Raw genomic sequence first — 12787 nt, 5'->3', positions numbered from 1 at the left:
CGCCTATACACAGAAATTTGACGCTGCCGGAGATCGTTGATTTGTGGACATTGGCCAACATCTAACCTATTTAAACCCATTCAGTTACCGTGTACAGGCTGACGGTACTTTTACGCTTTTAGATGATTCAGCTATTATAAATGCAGCCTACCAGACACAAACAACGCCTATGATGGTTCTAACTAATTTCGAAAACGGCACATTCAGTCCTGATACTGCCCATGCGGTGCTCGCAGATGCCGGGCTTCAACAAAAACTCATAACGAGCATTCTCGTTATGATGAAGCAAAAAGGTTATCTAGCGCTCAATGTTGATTTCGAATATGTTCCGCCTGCCGATCGTGAGTTATTTCAACATTTTATTCAAAATCTCGTCGACAGCCTGCACCCGGAAAATTATCTCGTATCCGTTTGCCTCGCGCCCAAGCTGAATGCCGACCAAGCAGGCACGCTATATGAAGCGCATGATTACCAGGCACTAGGCCGCATCGCCGATTTTGTTATTCTCATGACCTATGAATGGGGCTGGTCGGGCGGGCCGCCGCGAGCCGTCGCTCCGCTGAACGAGGTCAACAAGGTGCTGCAATATGCCCTCAGCGTTATTCCTCCCCAAAAAATCGTAATGGGCATGCCTTTGTATGGCTACGATTGGACACTTCCCTACGTCCAAGGCGGAAAGTGGGCACCGACGATCAGTCCGCATGAAGCGGTAATTCGTGCGAATACTTACGGAGCCACTATTCAATATGATGATGAGGGACAATCACCTTACTATAACTATTACGACAAGGAAGGCCGAGAGCATGTGGTCTGGTATGAGGATGCACGCAGCGTTCAAGCCAAATTCAATCTTGTCAAAATATATAAGCTTCGCGGCATCGGCTATTGGGTGCTCGGCGTACCGTTCCCGCAAAACTGGTATGTGCTGCAAGCCAATTTTAAAGTGAAAAAGCTCATATAATTAATGATTTAATACAGATAAAAAGAAGGGCCGTATCGTTCGGCATAATCGAACGGTACGGCCTTCTTTTTTATTTATTAAACCAACCACACCGTTTTTGCAGTGGCAGGTACACGCTGCGGCTCTGGAGCCGTCATATCCGGATAACCTAGGTAAATAAAACCTACGATTTGATCTTGTTCACGCAGGCCGAATGTTTCTCTCATAATCGGGTGGTACATTGGATCGCCCGAACGCCATATCGCCCCAAGTCCATTCGCATGTGCTGAAAGCAGCAAATTTTGCACCGCTGCTTGAGCAGCAGCAAGCTCCTCTGCCAGTACAGCACGCGGATCATCCGACGGTGAGCATACTGCCGCAATAACGACTGGGGCACGGAATGCTTTGGTACGTTCTTTAGCCAAACGATCTTCAAGCGGCTGTCCGCTCAGCTCAGGAACAGCGGCCGCGGATACACGCGCATATCCTTCTGCAAGCCGCCCTCTGCCTTCACCCGTCATCACAATAAATGACCAAGGCTGCGTATTATGATGGCTAGGCGCCCAAACAGCTGCATCCAACAACCGTTCAATAAGTGCACGGTCAACAGGGTCCTTCTTCACTCTTCCAATCGTTCTTCTCGTGCGAATCGCTTCTTCTATGTTCATTTCAGCTTCTCCTCCACCCAAATGTCTATAATAAGATGCTTAAAAGCTTATTGCTCAAACAGATGCAAATATTCGCCGTATCCTTCTTCCTCCAGCTTATCCTTGCCGATAAAACGCAGTGAGGCGGAATTGATGCAATAACGAAGCCCCGTCGGCTGCGGTCCATCATCAAATACATGACCGAGATGAGAATCGCCCTCTTTGCTGCGAACCTCGACCCGTACCATATAATGCGAGGAGTCCGTATGCTCAGAAACAGCTGCTGCTTGCAGCGGCTTCGTGAAGCTCGGCCAACCGCAGCCAGCATCGTACTTATCGCGGGAGCTGAACAGCGGCTCTCCAGAAACGATATCTACATAAATGCCATCCTCGGTGTGATCCCAATACTCCCCTGTGAATGGACGTTCTGTTCCACTGTTTTGTGTGACCTCATACTGGATCGGCGTAAGACGCTGCTTCAATTCTGCAGGGTCTTTCTTAATCGCCCAGTTTTGTGAAATAAAAGCGTCGCGGCCAGAGCCTTTACGATACATTTTGTAACGATACGGATTCGATTTGTGATAGCCCTGGTGATAGTCCTCTGCCGGATAAAAAGTTTGCGCCGGTTCGATTTCCGTTACGATTGGCCGGTCGAAGCGACCGCTAGCTTCAAGCTCTTGTCTAGAAGCTTCCGCCAGCTCGCGCTGCTCTTCATCATAATAATAAATACCTGTCCGATAAGATTCCCCGCGATCATGGAACTGACCGCCTGCATCCGTAGGGTCGATTTGCTTCCAGAAAATATCAAGCAGCTTCTCATAAGGGAAGATCGCAGGATCATACGTAATTTGTACCGCTTCCGCATGACCTGTCGTCTCCGAGCATACTTCCTGATACGTTGGGTTTACCGTATGTCCACCCGTATATCCGGATACGACCGATATAATTCCCGGCATTTCCTCGAATGGCGATACCATGCACCAGAAGCAGCCTCCTGCGAACATTGCTTTTGCTTCTTTTCGGCTCGCGCCGTTATTTGTAATTGGTTGATCCATGCTGATCATCCTCCTAGTTGGTTCAAATGATAATGAATCTCTATTATACAATACTAGGTGGGCTAACAACAAAAAAAGGAGGAAACATCGCTTGGCAGCGACGTTTCCTCCTTCTATTGGTTATTTAAAGTCCGAGCCTGGAAAAAATACGAATAAGATCGGTAATGAGCTTGCGCCCGGTGATGAATACTGAATCGTTACTTCTGGCGCAGGCTGCATGCCAGCTGCTCCAGCGGGTTGATTCGGTTGCGTATAGATCAATGCTCCTTCGCCTACCTTCACATGACCGCCTGAAGGGACGTACACCACTTTTCCATTTACACTTACTGCGCCTTGGAAAATTCCCGCTCGAGGATTAAGAATAATCCGTGTTCCCCAAGCGACATTTTTGAGCTTGACGGTCGTTACGGCACCATATTCCCCGCCGTTAATTGTCATTCCGCCTGTCAATGCATCTACACCTGCCATAGCAGGGCCACGTTGACCTAAGCGCAGCTTACTTTCTGTAACGCCAACCTTCTCATTCACTTCAATATATTGATCGGTATCGAAGAACTTGCCGCGATTTCCGACCTTCTCCAGCTCAGTAACCATAGACACTGCACTAATCGGGTCGGTGTCTACTTTAAGCGCCATCGTGGAAAATGTCAGCTTACCGTCCATATCGACATCAAGCAAGCCCGAGAAACCTTCGTCTGGATTCATAATAATTTTCTCAAGCTCCGGCAGCAGCACAGCGGAAGTGCCAGGCTCAATAATCATCTCGCGCGGCTGTGAGCTTGCAAAATATCTAGCCACTGCAGCCGATCCAAATTGCATTGCACTAACGCTTGGTCCAGCAAGACCGCGGTTGCCAATCGTCAGCTTTACGCTTTCGCTTTCGTTATTCGTAACCACAACCGCCAGCTTTAATCGCTCGTCTGAGCCGTTGCGGTGATGAAGGAATAAACGACTTGCATCATTCAAAGTATCTTCGTACAGCAAACCTTCTCCAAAGAAACGCTCCGGCGCATTCGACATATACAATGTGCGGCCGCCTTTGGATTCAATCGTATCCACCTCTTTGAAGGTGTTCATTAGCTTCCCGTCAACTTCAAATTTATCGCCCGGGTTACCATAACGCATGTAATATTCATAAGGCGTATACATAACCTCTTCTGTTACACGAATATCTTGAGACACGACTTCACTTCGTGCGCCATCGTTGTCGTAGACACTTTGAGTAACGGTATAAACACCTGGCTCAAAATATGTACTTTTACGGCCGGTCCACTCTGTCTTCACGATTTTACCATCAGGGTCATAGCTCAAATCCTTAAATTCGATTGGCTCCCCGAGTTTCACCTCATACGGAGCTTCGAAGCGGGCTACTGGCGGCACGTTTGGCTCCGGCTGAATCGTTATGCTAATTTGCTTAAGCTGTGCATTAAACACATAAGTCGCATTCCACAGCAGCTTGACTGCTGATAAAGGCACATGCATCGTTCCATTAATTTGTGTAGCTGCATTAGGCAGTACAACGTAGCTTCCGTTGCGATTCGCACCGCGCATATTATTGTTCAGTGTAACTTTGTTGAAATAAGTATCGATATGAGTGCCTTTACTATCAGCATAAACGCTTGCTCCAACGGAAGTAGCAATCGTCCGAACAGGAATCATCGTAACTCCCTTTACTACCGGCAGCGGCGCCGTCATTTGCTGCGCCTTGCCGTTTATCGTCATTTTTTTCGAACCATGCACAAACTCCACCTTTATCGGCTGACGCTCAGCTGCATTAGCTTCCTCCTTCACTCCAAATCCAGTACCTGCCAGCGAAACGAGTAAGCCTGCTATGAGAACTCGCTTAGTCATTTGCTTAAACCAATTCTGTGTTTTCATCTTGTTCTCCTTCCAATTTGCGGCATCGGCTGCCGCATCCCTTATGGTTAGACGCCGAAAGGAGGGAGAATGTTCCGGTCCGATTTGAAATTTACAGGAAATTCCCATATATCGCAAAGGACATCTACGTTTGTCTTTGTTACAATAAGATGACATCCGCAACTATTTAGGAGCAATTGAAGTCTAATCTATGTACCCTTGCTAGCAGTTCGTTCATCCGATCTTTCGTGCAAGTGACTATCAAGAGAGGTGAATGAATAGAATGAGTGATTTGATTTTGGAACAACGCACTGCCAGCCAATTCGATAAGAAAACACGCAGAAAGAAAGGAAACCGTACCTTCCTTCTTTTTGTCTGCATATGGGTCATTATTATATGCTCCGGCATATTGGGCGCCAAATGGTATACCGAACGGATTCAGCAGACGTTATCCGCAAACTTGGAGCAGCAAACCGCTGGCCAAATTGCGGCTATGCAGCAAGCTTATGAGGCTCGCATGCTGAAGCTCGAAACCGACTACACCGCAGATCTTGCTGAGCTAAAGGCAAAAGTCGATGCGCTAAATGAACTGCTTACGTTCACGAAGGACAACGCCGCTTCCAAAACGGACAACAGCAACAAGCTGTATACGCAGTTGAATGAAGTGAAAAAACAGCTTAATGAGCTGCAGAAGAGCTTGGACGTGCTCAAATGAATATAACCGTCAAAGCGTTAAATCGAACTGCACTGCTTGCCTGTGCACCTTTTCTAGGCATTATGATCTGGCTGTTATTGTCCGATATCGTTATTCAATTATCTGCTGAAGCCTTTCCAAAGCCCATTACCGAGCAAACAAGGCTTCCCGAATCCGATATTAAGCATGCCGCTGCCGGCCTTGACCTCGCACAGGAGACAGCATCACAAACACGAGAGTCCATTCAAAGACAGCTGAAGCTGTACAAAGAAACGAATGCCGATATGGCAAAGATATCCTCCATGGCTGCATCGCAGGCAATGAGACCTTTGCAAATTTACGACCGCAATATTACGAGCAAGCTTGGCAAGGTCGCCGGTACGATTGAATCGGACAAGCTAAGAGCACAGCTTTTCTACATAAAAGCAGAAAACTTCTCGGCGTACGCGCTCAAGGTGAAGCTTAAGAGCAAAGATGCGATGACGATGTCGCTCGGCGGTGAAGAGCTTGGACAAGCAGAGACTACTCTCGCCGCAGTAGCCCGGCACGGAGCTGTTGCCGGCATTAATGCAGGCGGCTTTGCAGATGGACGAGGCAAAAGATATCCGCTAAGCACAACCATTGTGGACGGAGATTACGTGACAAGCTTCGAACCGCCGCGTGCGGATTTGTTTTTTGTAGGCTTAAACGAGCAAAATGAGCTCATCGGAGGAAAATTCGCAAGCAAACAACAGCTGGATGCCAAAAACCCGAAATTCGGTGCATCCTTTGTTCCTGTACTGCTGCGCGGCGGATCTCCACAACCGATCCCAGCCAAATGGCAGACCAGTCCAAAGCGCGCGCCACGGACCGTCATTGCTAATTTTAAGGATGATCAGCTGCTATTTCTTGTAGCTGACGGCTACAACGAATCAGGCAGCTCAGGGGCTACGCTTGGTGAAATGCAGCTATTGCTGCAGCGCTATGGCGCCGTTGACGGCTACAACCTGGATGGCGGCGGCTCGTCCTCGCTCATTTTTAACGGAAGAGTCATTAATAAGCCTTCCGACGGACAGCTTCGCAAGCTGCCGACGCACTTTTTGTTATTTAAATAATTAGGCCTGCATAGCGCGATGAAGATGATTTCTGAATATACTATTATCGAACTCCTAAGTTTTGACCCCTACTACTGTTCTTCGGAAAGGAGCAGCACGAATGGGCATTGGATCGAAATGGTACCGCAAATCATTATTGACGATTACAGGCATTCCTCTGGTAGAAAGGCTTTCAACTACGTATGGAAAAAAACTCGCGAGCCGATTTATTGCGGGGGAGACGCTTGAAGAGGCTTTGCTTGAGCTCGAAAAGCTAGGCAAGCTAGGCATTATGGCAACGCTTGACCATCTTGGCGAAGGTATACAGGACTTAAGCGAGGCATCAGCATACAGAGATCAATATTTGAAGCTAATCGAAGGCATAGCTGATCGAAAAGCTAATTCTCATGTATCGCTGAAGCCTACTCAAATGGGTCTCGCTCTTGACCAAGCGGCTTGTTACGCCAATATTCGAGACGTAGTCAAGCATGCAAGGCGCCATCGAAACTTCGTTCGAATTGACATGGAGAATACGCCTTACACGCAAGCTACAATCGATATCGTTAAAAGGCTCCACAAAGAAGGCTTAACCAATGTCGGCACCGTGCTGCAGGCTTACCTATTCCGAACGGAGCAGGATGTTAACGATATGCTTCAAGCACGCATAAGCTTGCGACTCGTTAAAGGCGCCTACAAAGAATCGAGTGAGGTCGCCTATCAAGATAAAAACGAGGTCATCGACAATTTCAAAGGCATGATCAAGGCTCATTTGGACAAAGGCATCTATACTGCCATTGCCTCACATGATGATGCTATTATTAGCTGGGTAAAAGCTTATGCGCGCACGAACCGTATTGCCAAAAGCGCCTTCGAGTTCCAAATGCTCTACGGCCTCCGAATGAATGAACAGGCGAAGCTCGCAAAGGAAGGCTACCGCATCCGCTGTTACGTCCCTTACGGCGCCATGTGGTACCCCTACTTCACCCGCCGACTTGCCGAGAAACCTGCAAACCTTATGCTCGTTCTTAAAAACATGTCCGGTCTAAAGAAGGCATCCCCTAAGTAAAAACAGTCGAGCAGGATAGCTTTACCTGCTCGACTGTTTTTTTCTATCGATCTTCGTACCAATACCCTTTGATCCCCTTCTCTAGGCGAAGCAGAGCTTCCAAATAATAATAATCGCCCCAAATCATAAAATCGTCCGGAGACGATCCGCCTCGAACATGGTAAGAGCCTCTTTTGATCAGGCCTTCCACATTCGGCTCATTGATGGTCGAATAATTGAGTACAAGCGACTCCATCACAAGCCGTATTCTGCGTTCGAAATACGCGCGCTCCGGGTCACTCTCATCCATCAAATCGAGCAGCTCCAACAAACCGGCGCAAAAGATGGCAGAAGCCGAGCTGTCACGAGGCGTTCCAGACTCGATAGGCGCATTAAAGTCCCAATAAGCAACTTCATCCTCTGGCAGATGGCTCAAGAAAAACCGCGCCAGCCTTTTTGACGTCTCTAGGTAAAGCCGATCCTCCGTATACCGGTACGACAGCGCGAATCCATATACACCCCATGCTTGTCCCCGTGTCCACGTCGACCCGTTTGTGTAGCCTTGAGCTGTATCGCCGCCGATCGGTTCGCCATTTTTTTGATCAAAATGAAAGGTATGATAGGACGAGTCATCCCCGCGGACCAGATAACGTCGGCTCTTGTCAGCATGGAGGACCGCAGCCTGACGGTACCGTTCATCGCCTGTCTGCTCGAAGGCCCAGTAAAGCAAAGGCAAATTCATCATGCAGTCGATAATAATGCGGCCGCCGTTTACAGAGTCGCCAGCAGGTCCCCACGCTTGAAAATATTGACCCGGCTCGCGCCACCTTGCCATTAGTTTGTCGGCGGCCCTTAAAGCAAGCTGCCTCGCAGCTTCATCCTTTTCTATGATCCACTGTGCTTTAGCCGACAGCGAGTACAAAAATCCGATATCATGATGATCCAGCACCCGGTCCGCTTCATAGCGCTCCCGGAAGCTTTCAACGGTTCGGGCTGCCGCTTGCCGAAATGCGTCATCGCCGCTGTACTCGTAACAAAGCCATAACATGCCGGACCAAAAGCCGTCGGTCCAATCCTCATTGGCGTTCAACTCATACGAGCGGCCACCGTCCGTGCTGACATGTGGAAATTGATCGCCAAATTTGCCGATATTCCGCCTCGTCTTCTGTAAAGCGTCCTCAATAGCTGTTTGCCATACGCTCATCGGATTCATCCTCCCCATATTCCGGCATCATTCAAAAATAAAAGACGGCTCTCAGCCTCACCGCTCTAGAGCTTCTCTTCCGTCCCTACTCTGCCTATACTGTCCCGGCGTTATGCCTTCGTACTTTTTAAACACCCTTAGCAAAGATTGGCTGCTTGCAAAGCCGCATTGCTCGGCAATATCTTGAATGGCGTGGTTGGTCTCAGCAAGCAGCGATTTCACCTTGTCAACACGCCGCTTATTAACAAAATCAACGAGATTCTCTCCGGTTTGCTCTTTGAAAAATCGAGATAAGTAAGTCGGATTAATATCGAAAGCAAGCGAAATGCTCGTCAGGCTAATATTCATATCATTCAAGTTATGAAGGACATGCTCGACAACTTGGCTCTTCAAATCGGTATTATGGCTTTTCTTCTTTTGCTGCAAATAATCACAGGCTTTCTTTAGGAAGTCCAAAATTTCTTCTTCCATCTCTGCGAAGGTTTCGCATTCTGTAATCTGCTTAATTAAATCCGTTTTCTCCACCATAATTTCTTTCGTGCTAAGTTGAAGCTGCTCTACCGCTTTCAGCATCGTGCCGACGAGTTCGAACATCAGCAATTTTCCCATTTGAATGGACAGCGTTCCCTCGGAAAAATTCGTAATGAGGATACGCTGCAGGACAGCTGCCGCCTCATCGTAATTGCCTGCCGCCATCAAGTTAATTAATTGACGTTCGGTATCGAGCGGATAATACAAATCATTTTTGGGACGCTTAATCGATTCATAGGAAATGATTTGGTTGGAGCCAAGAACAAGCTTATATTCCAGAGACTCGACCGCTTCCTCGTAACATTTTGGGAGCGTCGACCAAAACGTATGGATATCACTGACACCCACGGAAAAACGAACGAAAAATTTATCTTGAATAAAACGTTTAGCGTCATTTGCCACTTTGAGCAGCTCTTTCTTTGCTTCCTTCTCTTTCCCTAGGACGTTTACAACGCAAGCAATCATGCCGTCAACTTCCGTGAAATAAGTGCGATGGCCTGCGGATAACAGCTCCTCAAAAATGTTCGTAACGATCAGGTAAACGAATTGAAGCTTCCTCTCCGCATCCATTTCTTGATTCGCCTGAAACAGCCGTTCATAGTCTTCGATCTGCAGTAGCAAGACGGCAAACCGGTCTGTATCGAACCGAAAATCAAACGATTCAATGGCTTGCGGCAGTGCGGAGCTCATATCCACCCGGCCTTTCAACAGTCGGGCCAAAAATTGGTTGCGCAGAACTTGATGCTGCTCAAGCAGCTTTCTACTTGCTTCATCTTGGATGGCTGCGCTGTCGGTCATAAACGATTGCAGAACCGCAAATTCGTTCGGCATATTCATCATGTTTGTTTTGACCTTTGTTGAAACAAAATTCATCATATTTTGAATAGGGGCATAATTTCTTCGCGTAAGCCAAAAGGCGCTAAGTCCGCCCAGTCCGATGCAAAGCAGCATCGCAATATAAATCAAATTTTTCAGCAGCTTCACTTTAGCGGAATACACTTGCTCCGGCAAAACCGAAATATAGGTCCAATTCGTCGTATCCGACTTCACATAAGATATGGCCGCATCGTTGCCGTCCACTAGTTCCGTAAGAAAACCGCGTTGATTGCTCATTTTCGGTATCGGCAGCTCAGCCAGTCCAGTCTGAGGGCCAGTAATCATGATGGGATGGCCCTCGCGATCGAGGATATAAACCGAACCCTCGGTTGCTAGACCGACTTTCGAAATCGCTTGCTTGAGCCGATCCTGATTGAGCAGCACAACAAGAGTCGCAGGGGCAGCTTTAATCTCTTGAATAGGCAAGGATTGCACGTAAACGAGCGAGTTTTCCGTTTGTTTGGCGCCTTCATTTAATGTAACGAAAAGACCAGCATGGCTCGCCCGGAGCCACTCTGTCCATTCCGCAAAGCTTTTTCCCGATGCCTTATGGAGCACGGAATACAAATCGTCTGCCGGCATGAACGTCGTTGTCGTTATTCCATATTCTTTGTTCTTGAGATAGATATAGGCATCGGTTATATTGCCGTTGGCAATCGTATAAGACTGAAGGCTCGAGATCATTTCCATCGTGCCGAACCTGGCTTCCGCCGTATCCAACGTTTCACGGTTTAAATACGTCATGACTTTCGGGTCAAACGATAATTGCGTGCCTAACCTGCGAATATCAGTGATCTGATTGTCCACTAATTGCCGAACCTGATCGAGGAGCGTGTCGTTAGCTCTGCGCACTTCCTTGACCAGCATTTCTTGTGATTGCAGCAGGACGATCAAGGTAATAAGGATTGGAATAAATAAAACAAATAAATACGAGTAAAGCCAAAACTTATAAACCTTGCGTTTCATATGAGCATCCACCGCCAGAGAATTATACTCCGAGTATATACCAACTACTCTTTTACCGCACCGATCATAACGCCCTTCGCGAAAAACTTTTGCAGAAACGGATACACAAGCAATATCGGAAGCGTCGCAACCATAATCGTGGCATATTTGATGCTTTCCCTGATTCCTTCTTGATCCGCCATTGYGTCTCCCAGCTGCATGGAGCTCGTATCGTTAATGACCAATATTTCTCGTAAAATGATCTGCAGCGGAAATAATTCACGGTCACGGATAAACAACATCGCATTGAACCAAGAATTCCAGTGGGCAACGCCGTAGTAAAGGATCATAACCGCGATAATCGGCATGGAAAGCGGGACGACGATTTTGAACAAAATGCCGAACTCCCCGGAGCCGTCTATTTTGGCAGATTCAATCAAGCTCTCGGGAATCGCCTCGAAGGAGGTGCGCATGATGATCAGATTCCATGTGCTGATTGCGACCGGCACGATTAATGCCAGCAAGCTGTTGCCCATATGCAGCCAGTTGTTGATCAATAAATAAGTAGGAATCAGTCCGCCGCTAAAATACATCGTAAAAATGATAGCGATCATGATCGGTTTGCGCAGCATGAACTTACGGGACAAGCCGTAGGCGCCAAGCGCCGTGAAAAACAAGTTAAACAGCGTTCCAGAGAAGAGGATCAGGAGCGTATTCCGGTATCCGCTGAATATATTCGGATTGTCGAGCACGCGGGAGTAAGCCTCCCAGCTAAATCCAAGCGGACCTAGGAGCATGCCTTGATGTGCAATCAATCGATTAGAGTCGCTTAAGGAAGCCATTACGACATGATAAAAAGGATAAATGGTGACGACGATAAGCAAAAGCATGAGAATGGCGTTCAATATATCAAATGTGCGGTCTGTCATCGTATTATTTTTCAAGTTCCCATTCCCCCTTACCATAATCGGTTCCCGGATACCCGGCGGGAAAACCAGTTGGCGCTAATAAGCAAAACAAAGTTGATGCCCGCTTGAAACAAGCCGACAGCAGAAGTAAAGCTGTAGTCCTGACCTTCCGCAAGCCCTTTCCTGTACACAAAGGAGGAGATAATATCCGCAGTCTCATAGGTATTCGGATTGTAGAGCAATATAATCTTCTCAAATCCGATATCCATCAGTCCTCCGATTCTAAGAATGAGCAAAATCATAATGATTGGAATCAATCCCGGAAGCGTAATGCTCCACATTTGCCTAAACCTCCCGGCACCATCGACTCTGGCCGCTTCGTAGAGCTCGGGATTAATGCCGCTGAGCGCCGCCAAGAAGATGATGGACGACCAGCCAAGCTCCTGCCATATGCTGGAGAATACATAAATGAACCGAAAGTTAGCGGCATCGCCAAGCAAAGTAGTGCGTTCGCCCCCGAAAAATTCGATCATCGTACTGATAATCCCATCACGGTTCGTAAAATCGAGAATGAGTCCGCAAATGACAATGAGTGATACAAAGTGAGGCAAATAGACGACTGTTTGAACGACGTTTTTAAACAGCTTCAAACGGATTTCATTAAGCAAAATAGCAAGAATAATCGGCGCTGGAAAACCAAACAAGAGCTGATAGAAGCTTAGCAGCAGCGTATTGCGCAGCACCCGCCAAAAGTAGATGCTGTCAAAAAAGTCCTTGAAATTGTCAAGGCCAACCCATGGGCTTCCCCATACACCCTTCGCAATGCTGAAATCCTTAAAGGCAATAATCGAACCGTACATCGGAAGATATTTGAAAATAAAATAATACAAAACAACTGGCAGCACCATAAAATAGATGGCTTTATTTCTCACAAGATCGTTAGCTAGTTTTCTCATCATCGCAGGTGCACTCTCTTTCCACCGAAATTGATTTTTAAAGGAAGGGGAGTGTG

At 47.4% G+C, this 12787-nt stretch carries 11 protein-coding genes; 4 read left to right on the top strand and 7 right to left on the bottom strand.

The features are described 5' to 3' along the window. The first annotated feature begins 43 nt into the window (after positions 1–43). Positions 44–961 (top strand): glycosyl hydrolase family 18 protein, encoded by a 918-nt coding sequence (locus AB4Z50_RS30220; RefSeq protein WP_441885209.1) that lies wholly within the window; start codon positions 44–46, stop codon positions 959–961. Between the two features lie 77 nt (positions 962–1038). Here AB4Z50_RS30220 and AB4Z50_RS30215 read toward each other — a convergent pair whose 3' ends face one another. The 3 genes from AB4Z50_RS30215 to AB4Z50_RS30205 form a co-directional block, all read right to left on the bottom strand. Beyond that, a complete protein-coding gene (locus AB4Z50_RS30215; RefSeq protein WP_339206944.1) occupies positions 1039–1608 on the bottom strand; it encodes a nitroreductase family protein in 570 nt (189 codons plus the stop codon). 47 nt (positions 1609–1655) lie between these two features. Continuing rightward, complete coding sequence (gene msrA / locus AB4Z50_RS30210; protein ID WP_441885207.1) at positions 1656–2642, bottom strand: peptide-methionine (S)-S-oxide reductase MsrA; 987 nt, start codon at positions 2640–2642, stop codon at positions 1656–1658. 120 nt (positions 2643–2762) lie between these two features. Continuing rightward, positions 2763–4520 (bottom strand): stalk domain-containing protein, encoded by a 1758-nt coding sequence (locus AB4Z50_RS30205; RefSeq protein ID WP_441885205.1) that lies wholly within the window; start codon positions 4518–4520, stop codon positions 2763–2765. Positions 4521–4782: 262 nt separating this feature from the next. Here AB4Z50_RS30205 and AB4Z50_RS30200 point away from each other — a divergent pair, with 262 nt between their 5' ends. From AB4Z50_RS30200 to AB4Z50_RS30190, 3 genes are all read left to right on the top strand, one after another. Continuing rightward, positions 4783–5214: a hypothetical protein gene (locus tag AB4Z50_RS30200; RefSeq protein WP_339206942.1), complete on the top strand. Its 432-nt coding sequence runs from the start codon at positions 4783–4785 to the stop codon at positions 5212–5214. Beyond that, positions 5211–6287 (top strand): phosphodiester glycosidase family protein, encoded by a 1077-nt coding sequence (locus tag AB4Z50_RS30195; protein WP_339206941.1) that lies wholly within the window; start codon positions 5211–5213, stop codon positions 6285–6287. Before AB4Z50_RS30200 ends, AB4Z50_RS30195 begins: the two co-directional genes overlap by 4 nt. A gap of 100 nt (positions 6288–6387) precedes the next feature. Beyond that, entirely contained in the window at positions 6388–7332 is a 945-nt protein-coding gene (locus tag AB4Z50_RS30190; protein ID WP_441885202.1) for a proline dehydrogenase family protein, read from the top strand. A 43-nt stretch (positions 7333–7375) separates the two neighbouring features. Here the strand turns inward: AB4Z50_RS30190 and AB4Z50_RS30185 are convergent, their stop codons facing one another. From AB4Z50_RS30185 to AB4Z50_RS30170, 4 genes are read right to left on the bottom strand one after another with little or no spacing between them, the layout of a single operon-like run. Further along, a complete protein-coding gene (locus tag AB4Z50_RS30185) occupies positions 7376–8515 on the bottom strand; it encodes a glycoside hydrolase family 88 protein (protein WP_441885200.1) in 1140 nt (379 codons plus the stop codon). Positions 8516–8572: 57 nt separating this feature from the next. Beyond that, complete coding sequence (locus AB4Z50_RS30180; protein WP_441885198.1) at positions 8573–10888, bottom strand: helix-turn-helix domain-containing protein; 2316 nt, start codon at positions 10886–10888, stop codon at positions 8573–8575. 44 nt (positions 10889–10932) lie between these two features. Continuing rightward, on the bottom strand, positions 10933–11832 hold the full coding sequence (locus AB4Z50_RS30175; protein ID WP_441885196.1) for a carbohydrate ABC transporter permease: 900 nt from the start codon (positions 11830–11832) through the stop codon (positions 10933–10935). Further along, entirely contained in the window at positions 11826–12731 is a 906-nt protein-coding gene (locus tag AB4Z50_RS30170; protein ID WP_054027178.1) for an ABC transporter permease, read from the bottom strand. Before AB4Z50_RS30170 ends, AB4Z50_RS30175 begins: the two co-directional genes overlap by 7 nt. Positions 12732–12787: the final 56 nt, after the last annotated feature.

Origin of the sequence: Paenibacillus sp. 2TAB26 (assembly GCF_052115145.1) — a bacterium.
Classification (GTDB): domain Bacteria; phylum Bacillota; class Bacilli; order Paenibacillales; family Paenibacillaceae; genus Pristimantibacillus.
The sequence above is the reverse complement of the archived record's forward strand: the minus strand, read 5'-3'. Positions and strand labels throughout refer to the sequence as shown.

Coding starts and splice junctions, on each gene's coding strand:
- AB4Z50_RS30215 (WP_339206944.1), bottom strand. CDS start 1,608: ATGAACATAGAAGAAGCGATTCGCACGAGAAGAACGATTGGAAGAGTG.
- msrA (WP_441885207.1), bottom strand. CDS start 2,642: ATGGATCAACCAATTACAAATAACGGCGCGAGCCGAAAAGAAGCAAAA.
- AB4Z50_RS30205 (WP_441885205.1), bottom strand. CDS start 4,520: ATGAAAACACAGAATTGGTTTAAGCAAATGACTAAGCGAGTTCTCATA.
- AB4Z50_RS30200 (WP_339206942.1), top strand. CDS start 4,783: ATGAGTGATTTGATTTTGGAACAACGCACTGCCAGCCAATTCGATAAG.
- AB4Z50_RS30195 (WP_339206941.1), top strand. CDS start 5,211: ATGAATATAACCGTCAAAGCGTTAAATCGAACTGCACTGCTTGCCTGT.
- AB4Z50_RS30190 (WP_441885202.1), top strand. CDS start 6,388: ATGGGCATTGGATCGAAATGGTACCGCAAATCATTATTGACGATTACA.
- AB4Z50_RS30185 (WP_441885200.1), bottom strand. CDS start 8,515: ATGAGCGTATGGCAAACAGCTATTGAGGACGCTTTACAGAAGACGAGG.
- AB4Z50_RS30180 (WP_441885198.1), bottom strand. CDS start 10,888: ATGAAACGCAAGGTTTATAAGTTTTGGCTTTACTCGTATTTATTTGTT.
- AB4Z50_RS30170 (WP_054027178.1), bottom strand. CDS start 12,731: ATGAGAAAACTAGCTAACGATCTTGTGAGAAATAAAGCCATCTATTTT.